The organism is Posidoniimonas corsicana (genome assembly GCF_007859765.1).
Lineage (GTDB): Bacteria > Planctomycetota > Planctomycetia > Pirellulales > Lacipirellulaceae > Posidoniimonas > Posidoniimonas corsicana.
This window is the reverse complement of record NZ_SIHJ01000001.1, coordinates 1,063,547-1,079,414: the sequence shown is the minus strand read 5'-3', so window position 1 is coordinate 1,079,414 and position 15,868 is coordinate 1,063,547. Positions and strand designations below refer to the sequence as shown.

The window sequence follows — 15,868 nt, the reverse complement described above, 5'->3', positions numbered from 1 at the left end:
CCCGCGACGTGGAATAGGCTGCTATACCAGCGTAAAACCGATCGGATCGACCGTGCGGGCGCCGACTTTTGTCCCTATGGATCGAGTTCGCCGTTTATGGACAAAACTCCTCAACCCCCTGCATTTGTAGGGTCAAACCGGCGGTCACTGGGACGCCAAAAAGGACAAAACCCGCCAGCCGCCCAGGGGGGCTGCAACGAGGGGAGGCCGCAAGGATGATTGACTGTCCTGGCGTGAAGAAGCAGGTGATCCGTCGGCACTACAACGTGTCGACGCTGTTCTACCGGCTGCTGTGGGGGCGGCACATCCACCACGGCTACTGGGTCACAGGCGACGAGTCGCCCGCGTTGGCGCAGGACCAGTTGACCGACGCCTTGGCGGACGCCGCCGGCGTGGCGGAGGGGGCGTCGTTGATCGACGTGGGCTGCGGGATGGGCGGCTCATCGCGGCGGCTAGCCAAACTGCGCGGGTGCGACGCAACCGGCGTCACGATCAGCTCGTTCCAGAAACGGTGGGCCACGATGGCCGCGTGGCGAGAAGGGCTGTCCGGCAAGACGCGGTTCCTGTGCGCCGACGCCGAGTCGGTCGATTTTCCGGCGGGGTCGGTCGACCTGGTCTGGAGCGTGGAGTGCACCGAGCACTTGTTCGACAAGCCCGCGTTCTTCCGGCGGGCCGCCGGCTGGGTGCGGCCGGGCGGCACGATGGCCATCTGCGCCTGGCTGGCCGGTCCCGACCTAACCGAAGAGCAACGCAAGCTGGTCTACGAGGTGTGCGAAGGGATGTTCTGCCCATCGCTGGGGACCAGCGACGACTACCAGCAGTGGATGACCGACGCCGGGCTTGAGATGGTGAGCCACGACGACTGGACCCGCCGAGTCGACCGCACTTGGGAGATCTGCATCGAACGGATCAACCGCTACGCAATGCACCGCGCCGCGCGGCTGGTGGACCGGGGGCAGCTGATCTTCCTCGATCGGTTCCAGGCGATCCTGGACGCTTACCGCACCGGCGCCATGCAGTACGGCTGCTTCGTGGCTCGGAAGCCGAGTGCGGACTAGTCGGTGATGCGTTCCACCATGACGCTCGCCGGACGGACCTCGACAATCCGCCAGCCGTCCATGATGGTGTCGTTCAGCCCGACGACGCGGCCGTCGATTAGAACGGCCGGATGCGCCGGGTGGTGGACGATCGCCTGAACCGCCACCTCCTGGAGGTCGGGCGACTTGTCTGCTGGCTCGCCGGCGTCGGCGCCGGGGGCGAACATCGCGAGCTTGGCGGCCCGCTCACGCAGCGGGTCGGCCGCCGCGGCCAGGCTGGCGATGCTGAATGGGTTCGACCCGATCAGCGAGTCGAGGTCGACGCGGGGCAACAGCTCCAGCGGGTTGCTGGGGGAGGTAGTCGACGGTCCGTCAGGGGGGGCCGGCGACCTGAGCGCGACGCTGGTCTGATGGGCGGCTGCGTTCTCGCCGCCCTGCGGCGACGATGGGAACAGAACCACGCCTGCGAACACGGCTGCGAGCAGCCCTGCTACCGCGCGCTTGATGCGTTGCTTCGCTGCTGACTCGGGCTGGCGGCTAGGCATTGTTGGGGTTGGCTCCGTTGTTCTCCGCGGCGCGACGGTCAACGCCCTGCAGGAGTTCTAGCTTGATCGCAAAGTCGAAGCGGGTGCGAGCGTCGTCGACCGGAGTGAGTGTGAACGCCGAGACCCGGCTCATCTGCGGGCGCTCGCGGAGCGCGTGCAGCATGCGGCAGATCCCCTCGAAGCCGCCGCGTCCGGCGATTTGAAGCGATCGACCCTGGAAGTCGCCGTACTCGACCGGGCCGCCGGGCCGGAAGTCGGTAAGCGACAGCGACCAGCCCACCGCTTGGTGACTCATCCACCCCAGGAACGCGATTTCGTCGGGTGGCGTGGCGCTGCGTTCGACCAACTTTTCCAGGTGCTGCTTGACCTGCTTGTTGCCGGTGGCCGCTTGCTGCAACTGATCAACCAGGTCCGTTTCGGTTGCTAGGATTCGGTAGGAGTCATCGATCTCAGCACGCAGGGCATCCAGCTTGTCCGCCGCCGGGTGGAGGCACAGCAGGTACCACGCGGCGCCCAGGGCCGCCGCGGTCGCGATTCCGATGGCGGACCATTGCCGGCGGATGCGGCGCCTGACGCGGTCGAGCTTGTGGGTGGGGGCGGAGTTGATCACTATCGGCCGCCTGCGGTTGGGGTTGTGGGGGCGGACACATTCCACTCGCAGCGCAGCTGGAAGGTGCGCGCGAGGGCGGCGGCTCCGGCGTTGTCCTGGGTTGACTCCAACAGCACGCTGGAAAACAGGCCGCGCCCGCGCAGCTCGCTGATGAACTTCGACACGGTCACGTCCGACTCGGCCGACCCCTTGAGGACGATGTGCTTGCCCGGCGCGGATCGGCTGCCGGGTTGGTCGGGCTGAGCCGACGAAGAGGCGTCCTCCAAGCGGAAAGATTCGAGCCGGACTCCGTGCGGCTGGCAGGCGAAGGCGACCGTGTGCAGCATCGCTAGCGGCACGTCGGACTGTTCGAGCAACAGGCGTCGGTTGATCGACCGCGTGAGCGTGGCCGACTTGCCCTCCAGCGTCGCTGTCCGCTCGACCAACGCGTGCAGCGGACGCACGCGCTGACGCAGATCGGAAAGAGTTGTGTGGGCGTCCTCGATCCGGGACAGCAGGAGAAGCTGCGCCGCCGTCAGGAGAGCGGCGACACCAAGCCACACGGGGGCCCATTTGCGGAGTTGGCTAACGTGTTCGCACCTGCGGACCAGCGCCACGGGCACCAGGTTCACCTTCGAAGGCGTCATGCGGACCCTCCGGACACGGCCAGGGCGGCTGCCGTGGCGAACACGGGTGAGTACGGTTCGGCCGCGTGCCACTCCGCCGCGGCAGGGGGCGGGCAGGTCTTCACGGTGAGTCCAAGTTGTTCGCTAAGCCACCGGTCCGCGCCGCGGAGCTCTGCCCCGCCGCCGCACAGCAGCACCTCGGTTGGGTGGGCGCTCGATCCGACGCCGTCGAGGTATCCCAGGGTCCTCTGCAGCTCGAAGCGGAGGCTCCGCAGCCAAGGGGCGAAGCTCTTTTGTACCGAGTCGGCGATGGGGCCGCCGCCCGGGATGCAGCCCCACTCGGCGACCATTGTCTCCGCTGCCCAGGGGGATACGCCCAGCAGTGCGGTGAGCGTCGCCAACGCCTCGCTGGTGCGGATCGCAACCCGCGGCCGTGCGTAGGTGACGACTCCAGACTCAACGAATGCGAACGCGGCCGAGTTAACGCCAAGGTCGACGATCAGCCGGGCGCCCTCGCCGGACGCGGTGGCCACTATTCCGAGCGTCGCCGGCGAGGCCGACAGCGACCGGCAGGGGAGCCGGCGCCTGACCATCTCGCGGGTTACACCGGCCGCCAGGTCGCGGCTGGCCCACAGGACGTGCAGCCGCTGAGGCCGGTCGGGGCAGGAGGTCACCCAGTGGTCTGCGGTAACCTGCGCCGCGCCACCGCCGAGCACCTGGCCGAGCTTTTCAGCCGCGGCCTGCTCGGGGTCGGTCTGCGACGGCGCTAGGTCGGTCGCCTCGTAGTCGGTCAGCGACAACGGCAGCGCGCAATGCGCCTTCCGGACGGTAGCGGCTGACCACTGGTCGACCCACTCCGCAACAAACGCGGCCTGCTTGATTGGGTCGCCGACGATCTCAGCGGGGTAGACCAAGCGGCAGGCGGCGACGATCCGGGGAGACGTGGAGGCGGTGGCCAGCACTACTTTCGCCGACTGAGAGCCAAAGTCCATGCCGGCGCCGCAGGCGGCGGTGGTCGCCGTCGGGAGCGGAGGTTCGGTCGAGCGGAAAGTGAGCTTCATGGTTGGTTTTCGGCGTCGCGGCCTAGCGTCCCCCGGTCGCAGAAAGATCGAGCATCGGCAGCATCACCGCCAGCACGATCCCGCCGACGACCACGCCGAGCAGCACAATGATCACCGGTTCCGCGATCTTGACGAGTTCCTTGAGCTGCTGCTCCCCTTCGCTCTCGAAGAACTCGCCAACAGTTTGCAGAACGCCGGACAACTGGCCGTTGGCTTCGGCGGTGGCGACCATCTCAACGGCGCCGTCGGGGACGCACTCGGAGTCAAGCAGCGCCGACGACATGTTCTTTCCCACCAGCACGGCCTGCTGCATCTCCTCGTTGAGCTCGCGCATCAGAGTGCTCCGCGACACCGTTTTCGTCAGCTCGAGCACCTCGAGGAGCGGGATGCCGCTCTCCAGCAGCACGCCCTGCAGCCGGAAAGAACGGCCAATGCTGATCGACCGGCACACGGTCGAGAGCAGCGGCATGTTGAAGTAGATCCGGTCGAGCATCCGCCGCCCGGACGCCGAAGCCAGCATACGCCAGGCCGTGACGCCTGCGACCGCAGCGACCGACGCCGCGAGCCACCAGTAGTCTCGCAGGATCATGGACCCGTCGAGAAGCAGCTTGGTCACCACGGGCGTGGGCGCGCGTGACGACTCATAGATGCCAGCGAACTGGGGCAGGACGAAGAACACCATCGCGGTCAACACGCCGAAGGTCACCATCGACAACACAAGCGGGTAGCTGACCAGCGAGCGGATTGCGCTCTTGGTGCGGAGCTCATCTCGCATCAGGTCGCCCAGGCGTCCGAGCACGTCGGACAACCGGCCCGATGCCTCGCCCGCCGTAACCGAAGCGATCACGACGCCGTCGAACTGTCCCGGCAGAGCGGACATCGCCTGCGACAGGCATTTGCCCTCCTGCAACAGTTCGTGAAGGCTCTCCATGGTTGACCGCAAGCCCGGTCGGGTTGCGCGCGAAGCGATGCTCCGGATGGCGTCGGCGACGTCGACGCCAGAGCGGGTCATGATCGCGAGCTGTGTAACGAACATCACCTGCTCGCGCTTGCTCATCGACCCCTTGGCGCCGCCCGCCTTCGTCACGCGAGCAGAGGCGGCGTTGCTGGTCGCAGCTGCGAGAGGGGCCCCGCCGCCAATCAACCGCGACGGGGGACCGAGCCCGACCCCGGCCACCGGCGCAGCAGCGCTCATCTCTCCCAGGGAGGCGGTTGCGTCGAGGTCAGTGGTGGCAGACGGGTACATGGAGAACCGTGGGTGTGGCTAGTCTCCCGCGATGACGCGGACGACTTCCTCTAGCGAAACGATCCCTTCCTCGGCAGCGACAAGCCCCTGATCCAGCAGTGTGGCGAAACCGGATTCCTTGGAGAAATCCCGCAGCGCGTCGAGCGACGCCCCGCTGGAGATCAGCTCGCGCAGCGGCCGCGTAATCGGCAGCATCTCGTAAACGCCGACGCGCCCCTGGCAGCCGGTGTCGTAACACCGGTCGCAGCCCGCGCCGCGGGAGAACTGACGGGAGCGGTCGCCCGCGTAGTTGATCGCGTCCAGCGTGATGGGAGGGGGGTAGTACGAGCCGCGGCAGTTGGGGCAGACCTTCCTCAGCAGCCGCTGTGCGACGACCCCTAAGAGCGACGCGGCGACCTTGAACGGCGCCACTCCCATATCGACCAGGCGCGTGACGGCGCTGGCCGCATCGTTGGTGTGGAGTGTGCTGAGCACGAGGTGCCCGGTCAGAGCGGCCTGGACCGCGGTTTCGGCCGTTTCCAGGTCCCGGATCTCACCAATCATGATGACGTCCGGGTCTTGCCGAAGGATCGACCGCAAGGCCCGGGCGAACGTCAACGATGCCGCGGTGTTGACGTGGACCTGGTTGATCAGGTCCAGGCGGTACTCCACCGGGTCCTCGACGGTCACGATGTTCCGCTCAACCGATTTGATCAGCTCGATGGCGGAGTACAGGGTGGTGGTCTTGCCGCTGCCGGTTGGCCCGGTCGCGAGGATCAGGCCGTGGGGCCGGTCGAGCATCGACTTCAGCGAGCCGAGCTGGTGGTCCGGGATGCCCAGTTCATCAAGGCGGAATGTGACGCCGCCACGGTCCAGGATACGCAGCACCACCTTTTCACCGAGCACTGTTGGCAGCGTCGATGCCCGGACGTCGACCTCGCGGCGGTCGACCACGACGTGGATGCGGCCGTCCTGCGGCAGGCGGTGCTCGGCGATGTCCATTTTGGCCATCACTTTTAGACGCGAGACCAACGCCGGGTGGAATTCACGGCGGGGGCGGAGGACCTCCCGCAGCATGCCGTCGATCCGGTACCGAACAGCGGTGGTGCGCGCGCCCGGCTCGATGTGGATGTCGCTCGCCCGCTGGCGGACTGCCTGCAGCAGGATGTAGTTGACCAGGTTGATGACGGGGCTCTCGTCGACGGCGCTCGAGAGCCCCTCGAGATCGAGCTCGATCGCCTCGTCGTTCAGCGAGACCGCGCCCTCCTCCATGTCGGCCGTGACGGTTTCGACCTGGAACCCTTCGCCGTAAACGCGGCCGAGGAAGTCGGTGATCGCCGCCTCGAGTCCGAGAACAGGACGGACCCGGAGCCCGGTGTGCTGCTCGATCTTGTCGATGTCTACGAGGTCGCGTGGGTTCGACATCGCGACCGTCAGCTCGCCGTTCACGCGGAACAGGCCGAGGCACTTGATCTGCTCGGCTAGCGGGCGGGTGATGAGACGCGCCGCTGCCGGGTCGACGATCCCCTCCCGAAGCTGCGCGTGCGGCACGCCGAACTGTTCGGCGAGGAATGGGAGCAAGTCCGCCTCTTCGACAAAGCCGAGCTTGACGAGCGTCTCGCCGAGTCGCTGGCCGCCGTGCTGCTCGCTGAGTGCGGCCTCGAGTTCCGCTTGGGTGATCTTGCCGCTGGAGAGCAGCTGCTCGCCAAGACGCATCTTGCGAGCGCTGCGTGGTGTTGCGGGCGGCGGTGGAGTGGCTATGGGGGTCATTGTGTGAACTCCCCGGCGGCTGCCAGCGCATCGTCCGCGATGGCCAGCTGTGATGCGAGTCCCGTTATCGACAGCACGTCCCGCACCAGTCTTCCGGGCGCGGCGAGGCGGAGCTCGCCACCCCGCCTGCGGCACTCGGCGTGCATTTCGCAGATGAGCTCCAAGCCGGCGCTGTCGACGAACTTGACCTTCCGCAGGTCGAGGACGACCTGTGGGAGTCCACTGTCGAACGACGGCATCAGCGCACCGCGGGCCTCGTCGACGTTGTCGGCGGTGAAGCGGTCGTCGAGGGTCAGCACATCGACGCAGCCCTGTTGATGCAGCGTCGGCATCAGCCGGCCTCCTCGAGCGGGATCGTGAGGCGGAAGATGGAGCCCACATTGAGTTCGCTGTCGACGGTCAGTTCGCCGCCGTGGAGTCGTGCGATCTCCTGGGTGAGCGACAGCCCCAGCCCACTCCCCGGGATCTCACGGACGCGGTCGTCGTCGCTGCGGAAGAAGCGGTCGAACACGTGAGCGAGTTCATCTGGACCGATCCCGATACCGGTGTCCGCCACCGAGAACTCCAGCGTGTTGTCCGACGCCTCGACTCGGAAGGTTACGCGTCCGCCATCCGGCGTGTACTTGGCGGCGTTGCCCAGCAGGTTGACGACCGCCGCGGCAAGCTTGCTCTTGTCGGCGTAGACCTTTGGGTACTTTGGCGGCAGCTCGCAGCGGAAGTCGATGCAGTGCTCTTGCATGCTGGCGTCGACCTTCTGCGTGACCTCGTCCACCAGCCTGGCCAGGTCCATCTCGCGGCGGTCGATCGCCAGGGCGCCGGCCTGCATCCGGCTCACGTCCAGCAGGTCGTCGACGAGCTGCGACAGCCGCACCGCCTCGGACTGGATGATGTTGTAGAACCGCTTCTGCGACTCGGGGTCGATGTCCTCGACGGTGGCGAGCGACTCGGCGTAGGCGCGGATGTTGGCGAGCGGCGTACGCAGCTCGTGGGTGGCGGTCGTGAGGAACCGGTCACGCATGTCCTCCGCCAGCCGCTGCTGGGTCACGTCGCGCAGCGTCCAGGCGTGCCCGGCGAGCGCTTGGTCGGCGTCGCTCATGGGCGTGCGTGTCACGCGGAGGGTCCGGTGCTGCTCCCCGACGCTGGCGGCGAACTCGAACGACAGCCTCAATCCGTCTGGGCTCGTGTTCAGTCTGTGGCGTGCCTCGTCGGTAAGGGGCGCCACGTCAAGCAGGGGCGTCTGCTTGGCGCCGGCCGCGTCTAGCAGCCCGCAGATCGCAATGAATGACTGATTGCAGTGCAGGATCCGCCCCGACTCGTCCGTCGTGGCGACGCCGTCCGTGAGGCAGTCGAGCACCTCGAGCCCGCCCTCGGAGCCGCCCTCGACCAACCCACGTTGCACGCTCGCCTCGAGCTCGGACAGGGCGAACCACTTGCGAGCCTGGCGGGTGAGCACGTTCCATCCGGCAGCGGCGGGGGATGCAACCCCCAGCTGCGGCATCTCATGGGGCGCGACCACCCCATCGGTAATGCCACCGAGCAGTCGTTCAACAACCTCAGTGGGACGCAGCAGCCGCCGGAGGCCCCAGTAGCTGGCGGCGAACAGGGGGCCCAGCGCCATGGCCGCCACGATGAACAGCGTCACGCCGGAAGCCTGGGCGGCCATCGCCGACAACGCTATTCCTGCGCCCACCGCCACCGCTACGGCGGCCAGGTGCAGACCGATTGCCTTCGTCACGCCGGTCATCTGTCTGGGGCGGAGGGTGAGCATCGGGGGTGCAGATCGTGTTTGAAGGGCGGCGATTTCGGCATGAATTGCCGAAGAATCGTAGCTCACGCTGCAGGTAAGCGACGCCGCGCTACGCCGCTGGCCTCAAACGGCGGCGGGCCCGCCGTAGTCGTTCTGTCTACGACGGATGTGCGGGCGGATCGGGCAGAGTCCAAGGGGCCTGCCTCGCTAAACCGCAGCTGCACGGGCCTCCAGGCCTTGTCGGGCCGACTCGGAGATCTCGGCGAGGCTGAACGGCTTGTAGAACACGGCGTGGAGATTCAGCTCGTCGCTCATCCGGTTGCAGTCCAGCTCGTAGGACTTCGCCGAGCAGAGGATGCACACGGCGTCCCGCGATGGGCCGGAGGTCCGAATGCCGGACAGCAGCTGTTCGCCGTTGACGTGGGGCATCTGGTAGTCGCTGCAGACCACGTCCCAGTGCTCACGCTGAGCCGTCTCCAACGCGTCGCGACCGTTGCGACAGACCCGCACCTCAAACCCTTGGCGGGTGAACGCCATCCTCAGCACATCCGCCAGGGCGGGGTCGTCTTCGGCGATCAGAGCACGGGGAGTGAACGTGGGATTGCTCATTGGCGGTCGTGCGGTCGCGGGCCGGGGTGAGGCTCTGGCTCCACGTGAGGAGGGATAAGTATCTACCAGCAGGGTACTACACGATCGGGTCCAGTGGACGACTTAGCGGGATTCCGAGCCGAGGTCCGGCTGGAGCAAGCTATATACCTCCGAACCCCAAAGGTCAGGATGCTCCGCTCCCGACCGTGCGATCACGCGAAACGGCTCAACTGACAGTTCCCTTATACCCGCACCGTCATCGTCGAGACGCACCATGTCTATGCACTCGGAACCGACCGACGAAGCCGCCTCGCTAGCCGCACAACTTGCCGAACGGTTCTCGACGCCGTTCGAAGTCTGGCGCCGGACGTCGGGAGACTGGCATCACTCGGACGCAATGCGGCCGGCGACGACGGAGCAGTCCGCATGGTTTGACGAGCTGGTCGACGCCCGTGTAGCCGGTCCGCAGATCCGGCAGTTCCAACAAGGGCTGTCAGTCGCGTGCGTTTGCCCGGGTTCGGCAGGTGACGCAACGTTAGTTTGTGGCTGCGTTGAACTCTCCGCGGAACAGTACGCCCACTCCCTTGCCTCCAGCTGCGTGCGAGAGCACATGCTTGCAAGCGAGGTAGCGGAGCTGCGTGAGCTGGCCAACGGCTACGGCGATCGGCTGGCCGAGAGCTTTGAGGAGCTGTCCTTCTTCCGACGGCTGGCGAACCACGTCGAGTACTGCGACGCAACGCGACAGTTGTCGGACGTCGCCGCGGGCGTGCTGCCGTCTATGCGTCAGGTGGCCGGGCTCGAAGGCATCGCGCTGGTGTTGGCTGACCAAGCGGCGGACGGCGAGGTCGGCGCGGTGGCGTTGCGCGAAGGCGATCTCCAAGCTAGCGACGTCCAATGGACACAAGCCATCGCTTCCCTGACCCGGCGCGAGACGGGAGTCGCGGTGGTCAATCTGCTGGCTGACCACGCTGTCGGTGTCGAGCAGCATGACCTACCGGGCGTCCGCAGCTTCGTCCTAACCCCCATCAGGAAGGACGGGCGGCTGTTCGGTTGGCTGTTGGGGGTCAACAAGCAGCAACGCGGCGCACCGACGGAAGCGGGGTTGGGGAGTGACGAGATCGGATCGGTCGAGGCGTCGCTTCTCGAGGCGGCCACGGTGCTGCTCGCCACCCACGCCGCCAACGTGCGCCTGGTGGGAGAGAAAGAAGAGCTCGTAGTGGACGCGATCCACACCCTGGTGGGCGTCATCGAAGCGAAAGACGCCTACACTTGCGGCCACAGCGACCGCGTCGCTTTGCTGTCCCGCCGCATCGCCCGCGAGCTCGGCATGCCAGAGCCGACCTGCCACGAGATCTACCTGACCGGCCTGCTCCACGACGTCGGGAAGGTCGGCGTGTCGGACGACGTGCTGCTCAAGCCGGGGCAGCTGACCGACGAGGAGTTCGACCAGATCAAGCGGCACCCCGAGTGCGGGTGGCGGCTACTGCAGCGGCTCAAGCCGCTCCGCAACCTGCTAGACGGCGTGCTCTACCATCACGAATCGCTCAACGGAGGCGGCTACCCCGCCGGACTGAAGGGGGAGGAGATCCCTCTTGTTGCGCGGATCATTGCGGTCGCCGACGCATGGGACGCCATGACCAGCGACCGACCTTATCGCTCAGGCATGCCCTGGGAGAAGGCCGAAGGCATCCTTCGCCGCGGCGCCGGCCAGCAGTGGGATTCGGCGGTAGTCGACGCGTTCTTTGCCGCGGCTGCCGATGTCCATGAGATTACGCGCACTTGGAAGGACCACCTGCGGCAGATCCTGGACCCGCTGGAGAGCAGTCCCGAAAACACTCCGGTCACTTTTGACGCGAGCGAGATCTTAACACACGCGGTGACCACCGACCTGGGGCTATAGCACGGTCAGCCCGCCCTGCCCCGCGACCAGATTGGCGCCATGCTATGCCCTCTACCGCAGCACGCCAGACCGCACCCTGCCGCCGCGCCGCCACCTACGTCGACGCCGTGATCATGGTGTTCGTCGTGGGGATCCTGGCCGCGGTTACGACGCCGCGATTCGTCGATAGCCTCAACCGCCAGCGCAGTCTTGCCGCCGCTGAGCGTGTGCGAGCGGACCTGGAGTACGCTCGTTCGGCCGCCATGGCCCGCAGCCGCAGCGTGACGGTGTCATTCGATGTCGCGTCCAGCACGTGCCAGGTGTCCGAGGTGCAGGGCCTGCGGCAGTCGTCGGAAGCCTATGCGACGAGTCTCGCCGATACGCCCTACTCCGCCTCGCTTGTGTCGGCGGACTTCGACGGCGCCTCCCAGGTGGTGTTCGACCAGTTTGGCGAACCCGACGCGGCGGGCGCCGTCGTTGTTCAGGCGGGGACTTTTCAGACCACGGTTAGTGTTGACGACGGCACAGGGAGGGCAACCCTGCCATGACCAATCCGCCGCCTTCCACTCGCCGAGGCATGTCGCTGGTCGAGTTGTCCGTCGCGATGCTCATAGCGGCCGTGCTCCTCGCGGGCATGTCCGCGCCATTGCGCATCGCGCTCGAAGCGAGTGACGATGACGCTACCCCGGAGCGGGCTGCCCTGCAGTCTGCCAAGGCGGTTGCCGACTTCGCCAACGAGTTCCAGTACGCCATCGACATCACCGAGCAGCAGCCCCGGTCGTGCACGTTTACTGTCGCCGACCGCGGCGACGCCGATTCGGCGGTCGAGTCTATCCGCTACGCCTGGTCAAACGTTCCCGGGGCGCCGTTGACGCGATCCGTTAACGGTGAGGATGCAGCGGTCGTCGTCGAGGACGTGCAAACGCTCCAGTTCTCCTACTACGTAACCGGCGACACGGTGAACTACGTTCGGTACTGGATCCAGTGCGGCGCGGACAGCCGTGCAGCGATGGAGTCGATCGTCCGCCCGATGAACCCAGCCGAATGAACGCCGTACGTCACCCCCAAGTTTCGCGTCGCAGCGGATTCACGCTGCTCGAGGCAGCGATCTGCTCGCTGCTGGTCGGGCTGGTGTTCGTCGGCGCGCTACGCTGCGTAGGCGCGACGATTACTGGACGGATGGACAATGTCGACAGGGCGCGGGCGATGCTGCTCGCGCAGCACTTGGCGTCCGAAATCCACACCCAGGCGTACACCGAGCCAAGTGGGAGTTGGTGGTTCGGAACCGACTCCGGAGAGTCTACCAACAACCGCATGACGCTCGACGACGTGGACGACTACTCCGGCCTGTCCGAGACGCCGCCCAAGAACATGCTCGGAACCACCGCGAAGAATGGCGACGGATGGACCCGGTCGGTGCAGGTGTGGTACGTCGACCGGGACGACCCCGACGCATTCACCATCTTTGACCAGGGCGTCAAGCGGATCGTCGTCACCGTCAGCCGTGACGGGCAAACGCTGGCGCAGCTTGTAACGCTGAAGTGTGACCTGTAGCGGACCGCTTCGTCATAGTTGTCGGCCAATTGTGGCGAATCCGCATCGGCCTGTTGCCTGAACGCAACAATCTTTGTTTCGGTTGCCGCCACTCTGGCGATCTGGGCGAACCGCCGTCCGGCCATCTAAACACTTCTCCTGCATGGGTTTGGCCGTCCTGGATCGGACTGAACTGTGGTCGCGTGTACGGCGAAACGCCGCGCTTGGCGTTCGGCTTGCATGATGGGGATGGCAGTCCAACACTGCCCTTGCCCCAGGCTGATCTGTGTTCCGCGCTCTTTCGCTGCTGTTGCTCACCGTGACCTCGGTCGCCGCTCAGGAGAGCCGGTCGCCTTGGGGTGGGCGTCAGGTGGGAGAGGCAGTGGTCGTTTCGACCACCGACGGCGGAATCTTGCGGGGCTTCGTCGACGCACGGACGACAAACAGCCGATTGTGGCTAACGGCAGCAAGTGATGGCGTTTCGATAACGAGCGTCACGCCTGCCGATGCGGTCGTTGACGTGGCGGCGGGAGTTGCGGAGGAATGGAAGGTAGGACTCGTTGCTGACCCGTCGGTAGTGGCGGATCCTGTGGTGGTTGCACGTCTGGGCAATGGATACGATCCACGCGTTGCCTCCCTGCAAGTGGTTGCTCGGGCCGCTAACTGGGATTCGGACGCGAATGTCGACGGCGTCCTGGCCTGGGTCCAGCCCCTCGATGCGAACGGTCGGCTGCTTCCGGTGGAAGGGTCGGCACGTTGCGAGCTACAGGCGTACCACATCAACCACCGCGGAGAGCACTTGCCGCTCCCGACTCAGCAGTGGCAGCAGCCGCTGACCGTAGAGTCGTTCGGGAGTGACGGTGCCGTGATTCGAGTGCCGCTGAGGCAGCTCGCCGACGCAGTGGGCGAGGAACGACCCTGTGTCGGCGTACTGAAGGTGCGTCTGCTTGTTCCGGGGGCAGGCGTGTACGACGCCGTCGTTGGCGGACTCTTGCTGTAGCACGTGCTACTCGACGGCGGGCAGTCGCACCGGTTCGGGGTACGCGAGCCCCTCCGCTGCCGGCGCCGACACGGGGTGCGGCAGCTGTTCACTACCCACCTGAGGAAGACTCGGTTCGACCACGCAGGCCGAGCCGGATTTTCCCCCCTTCCGCACGGACCACAGCGGCCGGTGGGCGGCGTCAGGCAGCGCGGGTTCCCAGGGGCGGAACGCCGGGGCTAGATGCGGCTCGAGCAGAGGCGAGCGGGCGCGGTCGAGTTCGTCGGCGTCTTCGCAGGAGGAGCAATCGACAATCCGCGGAAGCAGCGCCACGATCACCTCGTGACGTTCGCGTTCGACCTGCCGGCTCTGGAAAAGCCGCCCTACCACCCACAGGTCGCCCAGCCCGCTGAGCTTGCTCTGCCGGTCGGCGTCGAACTCCTGTATGAGCCCGCCGATGATGATCCCGTGGCCGTCTGGCACGATAACCGAGGTCTCGACCTCGGTGGTCTCTTCTTCAGGGAGCGTGGTGGTGGGGTTGATATCGCCGCTGGAGACCTTAGGAGCAACCTGCATGAGCACCCGCCCATCCGCGGTGATCGTCGGGGTGACGTGCAGCACCACGCCGACGTCGAGGAACCTCACATCCTGCAGCGTGCTGGTCTGCGTGGTGGTTGTAACAAAGTAGCCTAGGCGGCGGCCGATCTGGATCTTCGACTGTTGGCCGTTGACCACCAGCGTCTTCGGAGAGGCGAGCGTCTTTGCGTCGACCGTGTTCGTGAGGCAATCGATCACGTTGTTGAAGTCGGTCCCGTCCACGGTAAACACCATGCCGGGGCCCTCTTCGTCGGCGAACCCTTTGGTCCACAGGTGAACGCGCGCCCCGCTCATGCGGGTCAGGGCGTCGAAGTTGACGCCGTGGTCCTTGTCCTTGCCGAGCCGCACCTGCAGGATGCGGGCCTCGATCATTACCTGCCGCGGCGCCTGGTCGGCCTGAGCAATATAGTCCGCGACCCGTTCAATGAACGGCGGCAGGTCCTCCACCACAATCTGCTCGGCAGTGCGGAGGTTGTCGGCGGGGTTCAACTGCCGGATGAACACCTTCCCCACGGGAGAGAGTAGGCCAGTGACCACCTTTTCCAGGTCATCCGCCGCGGCGTAGTTGAGTGTGAACACTCGGACCTCGCGTCCCTGGAAGAACGGGCTGGAGGCAGAGTCCTTGCTCATCTCCGTCACGTAGATAACGCCATTGCGGCTGGTCCACGTGCAGCCGGCGACCGAAAGCAGTGCGTCCAGCGCGTTCTCGAGGGTGGTGGGCTGCAGCGTCACCGTGACCGGCTGGGTTAGCGAGCTGCTCGCCACGATGCTCAAGCCCTGCTGCTTCGCGAGCAGAGACAGCACCGAGTGCAGCGGCGCTTGGCGGACCGCGACCGACACCATTCCGTTGGATGTCTGTACCGATCCGTCGAACTTGCCAGGCTGGTCGAGCGGCAGCACGAGCCGCCGTGGTGTTGGCTCAGCCGGCGGTGGAACGGCATCTGGTGGCGATACTTGGGACGGCGTGGGCAGCACGTCCGGCCCGGACCACTCATCGCCGACCTGATTACCGACCGCCGGCGCCTGGGCGAAGAGGTACCGATCGGTTGAAGCGTTGGTGACCGTATTGCTTAGCGGCGTCTCCCGCCATTCGACCGCCTGCTCAACCGACTCCTTAGGCGACTTAATTGCGATGGCGGGCGCCGACATATCGATCGGCAGCGGTAAAGGGACCAGGTCATCGCCGGTTGGCGACGCCGCCCGCGATTGAACGTGTGGAGCAGAGTATCTTGCCCAGTAGCCGGCCGCCCCAGCGCACAGGACGGCAACCGCCAGCAGGATTGGACTGCCGGCGCCCGCGGCACGGCCGCTGTTCTTGTTGGATCTACTTGCAGGCATTCACGGCCGCCGGGTCTGGCAGCGTCGCTAGCGTTGTCTCGGCGTGCGCGCATAACTGCGCAAACTCTATCGGGTTTATCGGATGATCGGACGCGCCGGTTTACGTCGTTATCGGCGGAGGGCGGCTAATCGCGGTCGGCGAAGACAGTGCGAACCGAGGCCAGCCGGCTGATGTGACGGGTGCGTATGGACGCTGCGACATGAGAATCCGATCGCTTCTCCCGGCACTACCTACCGAGCGGCGGGTGCTTGAGACCCGCTGGAGGGGTGAATTCAGGCCAGGGATGTGGTTTACTGGAACCCATGTGGTCGCCAACTGGCCAATCCGGGCGCTTGCTGTACAGCCGGCGCCGA

General features: G+C 66.2%; 16 protein-coding genes. 6 read left to right on the top strand and 10 right to left on the bottom strand.

The features are described from left to right. Positions 1–215: 215 nt before the first annotated feature. Positions 216–1,058, top strand: a complete 843-nt coding sequence (locus KOR34_RS04070; protein ID WP_146562450.1) for a class I SAM-dependent methyltransferase — start codon at positions 216–218, stop codon at positions 1,056–1,058. On the opposite strand, the gene KOR34_RS04065 is transcribed toward KOR34_RS04070, so the two are convergent. The 9 genes from KOR34_RS04065 to KOR34_RS04025 all read right to left on the bottom strand — a co-directional run bounded on the left by KOR34_RS04065 (position 1,055) and on the right by KOR34_RS04025 (position 9,209). Then, positions 1,055–1,582 (bottom strand): hypothetical protein, encoded by a 528-nt coding sequence (locus KOR34_RS04065; protein WP_146562448.1) that lies wholly within the window; start codon positions 1,580–1,582, stop codon positions 1,055–1,057. The genes KOR34_RS04070 and KOR34_RS04065 overlap by 4 nt on opposite strands. Next, positions 1,575–2,192 (bottom strand): hypothetical protein, encoded by a 618-nt coding sequence (locus KOR34_RS04060; protein WP_146562446.1) that lies wholly within the window; start codon positions 2,190–2,192, stop codon positions 1,575–1,577. The genes KOR34_RS04065 and KOR34_RS04060 overlap by 8 nt, the downstream gene beginning before the upstream one ends. Next, positions 2,192–2,818 carry a PilN domain-containing protein gene (locus KOR34_RS04055; protein WP_146562444.1) on the bottom strand — a complete coding sequence of 209 codons (627 nt, stop codon included), beginning with the start codon at positions 2,816–2,818 and terminating at the stop codon, positions 2,192–2,194. The genes KOR34_RS04060 and KOR34_RS04055 overlap by 1 nt, the downstream gene beginning before the upstream one ends. Beyond that, on the bottom strand, positions 2,815–3,858 hold the full coding sequence (locus KOR34_RS04050) for a hypothetical protein (protein WP_146562442.1): 1,044 nt from the start codon (positions 3,856–3,858) through the stop codon (positions 2,815–2,817). The genes KOR34_RS04055 and KOR34_RS04050 overlap by 4 nt, the downstream gene beginning before the upstream one ends. A gap of 22 nt (positions 3,859–3,880) precedes the next feature. Then, a complete protein-coding gene (locus KOR34_RS04045) occupies positions 3,881–5,104 on the bottom strand; it encodes a type II secretion system F family protein (protein WP_146562440.1) in 1,224 nt (407 codons plus the stop codon). A gap of 18 nt (positions 5,105–5,122) precedes the next feature. Then, positions 5,123–6,799, bottom strand: a complete 1,677-nt coding sequence (locus KOR34_RS04040) for a GspE/PulE family protein (RefSeq protein ID WP_197531123.1) — start codon at positions 6,797–6,799, stop codon at positions 5,123–5,125. Between the two features lie 50 nt (positions 6,800–6,849). Next, positions 6,850–7,185, bottom strand: coding sequence for an STAS domain-containing protein (locus KOR34_RS04035; RefSeq protein ID WP_146562436.1), 336 nt, complete (start codon positions 7,183–7,185; stop codon positions 6,850–6,852). Further along, positions 7,185–8,621, bottom strand: a complete 1,437-nt coding sequence (locus KOR34_RS04030) for a PAS domain-containing sensor histidine kinase (RefSeq protein ID WP_146562434.1) — start codon at positions 8,619–8,621, stop codon at positions 7,185–7,187. Before KOR34_RS04030 ends, KOR34_RS04035 begins: the two co-directional genes overlap by 1 nt. A gap of 186 nt (positions 8,622–8,807) precedes the next feature. Further along, positions 8,808–9,209, bottom strand: coding sequence for a response regulator (locus KOR34_RS04025; protein WP_146562433.1), 402 nt, complete (start codon positions 9,207–9,209; stop codon positions 8,808–8,810). Between the two features lie 589 nt (positions 9,210–9,798). Here KOR34_RS04025 and KOR34_RS04020 point away from each other — a divergent pair. From KOR34_RS04020 to KOR34_RS04000, 5 genes are all read left to right on the top strand, one after another. Further along, positions 9,799–11,088, top strand: a complete 1,290-nt coding sequence (locus KOR34_RS04020) for an HD domain-containing phosphohydrolase (protein WP_197531122.1) — start codon at positions 9,799–9,801, stop codon at positions 11,086–11,088. A 44-nt stretch (positions 11,089–11,132) separates the two neighbouring features. After that, positions 11,133–11,615 carry a GspH/FimT family pseudopilin gene (locus KOR34_RS04015; RefSeq protein ID WP_146562430.1) on the top strand — a complete coding sequence of 161 codons (483 nt, stop codon included), beginning with the start codon at positions 11,133–11,135 and terminating at the stop codon, positions 11,613–11,615. Further along, positions 11,612–12,115, top strand: a complete 504-nt coding sequence (locus KOR34_RS04010) for a PulJ/GspJ family protein (RefSeq protein ID WP_146562428.1) — start codon at positions 11,612–11,614, stop codon at positions 12,113–12,115. The genes KOR34_RS04015 and KOR34_RS04010 overlap by 4 nt, the downstream gene beginning before the upstream one ends. After that, positions 12,112–12,621, top strand: a complete 510-nt coding sequence (locus KOR34_RS04005) for a type IV pilus modification PilV family protein (RefSeq protein WP_146562426.1) — start codon at positions 12,112–12,114, stop codon at positions 12,619–12,621. Before KOR34_RS04010 ends, KOR34_RS04005 begins: the two co-directional genes overlap by 4 nt. A 265-nt stretch (positions 12,622–12,886) precedes the next feature. Continuing rightward, on the top strand, positions 12,887–13,600 hold the full coding sequence (locus KOR34_RS04000; protein WP_146562425.1) for a hypothetical protein: 714 nt from the start codon (positions 12,887–12,889) through the stop codon (positions 13,598–13,600). Between the two features lie 6 nt (positions 13,601–13,606). Here the strand turns inward: KOR34_RS04000 and KOR34_RS03995 are convergent, their stop codons facing one another. Next, positions 13,607–15,514 carry a type II secretion system protein GspD gene (locus tag KOR34_RS03995; RefSeq protein ID WP_146562423.1) on the bottom strand — a complete coding sequence of 636 codons (1,908 nt, stop codon included), beginning with the start codon at positions 15,512–15,514 and terminating at the stop codon, positions 13,607–13,609. Positions 15,515–15,868 lie beyond the last annotated feature (354 nt).

Excerpts from the sequence above, each read along its gene's own strand:
- KOR34_RS04050 (WP_146562442.1), bottom strand. The coding sequence starts at position 3,858 with ATGAAGCTCACTTTCCGCTCGACCGAACCTCCGCTCCCGACGGCGACC.
- KOR34_RS04070 (WP_146562450.1), top strand. The coding sequence starts at position 216 with ATGATTGACTGTCCTGGCGTGAAGAAGCAGGTGATCCGTCGGCACTAC.
- KOR34_RS04025 (WP_146562433.1), bottom strand. The coding sequence starts at position 9,209 with ATGAGCAATCCCACGTTCACTCCCCGTGCTCTGATCGCCGAAGACGAC.
- KOR34_RS04015 (WP_146562430.1), top strand. The coding sequence starts at position 11,133 with ATGCCCTCTACCGCAGCACGCCAGACCGCACCCTGCCGCCGCGCCGCC.
- KOR34_RS03995 (WP_146562423.1), bottom strand. The coding sequence starts at position 15,514 with ATGCCTGCAAGTAGATCCAACAAGAACAGCGGCCGTGCCGCGGGCGCC.
- KOR34_RS04055 (WP_146562444.1), bottom strand. The coding sequence starts at position 2,818 with ATGACGCCTTCGAAGGTGAACCTGGTGCCCGTGGCGCTGGTCCGCAGG.
- KOR34_RS04010 (WP_146562428.1), top strand. The coding sequence starts at position 11,612 with ATGACCAATCCGCCGCCTTCCACTCGCCGAGGCATGTCGCTGGTCGAG.
- KOR34_RS04020 (WP_197531122.1), top strand. The coding sequence starts at position 9,799 with ATGCTTGCAAGCGAGGTAGCGGAGCTGCGTGAGCTGGCCAACGGCTAC.
- KOR34_RS04030 (WP_146562434.1), bottom strand. The coding sequence starts at position 8,621 with ATGCTCACCCTCCGCCCCAGACAGATGACCGGCGTGACGAAGGCAATC.
- KOR34_RS04005 (WP_146562426.1), top strand. The coding sequence starts at position 12,112 with ATGAACGCCGTACGTCACCCCCAAGTTTCGCGTCGCAGCGGATTCACG.
- KOR34_RS04035 (WP_146562436.1), bottom strand. The coding sequence starts at position 7,185 with ATGCCGACGCTGCATCAACAGGGCTGCGTCGATGTGCTGACCCTCGAC.
- KOR34_RS04065 (WP_146562448.1), bottom strand. The coding sequence starts at position 1,582 with ATGCCTAGCCGCCAGCCCGAGTCAGCAGCGAAGCAACGCATCAAGCGC.
- KOR34_RS04040 (WP_197531123.1), bottom strand. The coding sequence starts at position 6,799 with ATGCGTCTTGGCGAGCAGCTGCTCTCCAGCGGCAAGATCACCCAAGCG.
- KOR34_RS04045 (WP_146562440.1), bottom strand. The coding sequence starts at position 5,104 with ATGTACCCGTCTGCCACCACTGACCTCGACGCAACCGCCTCCCTGGGA.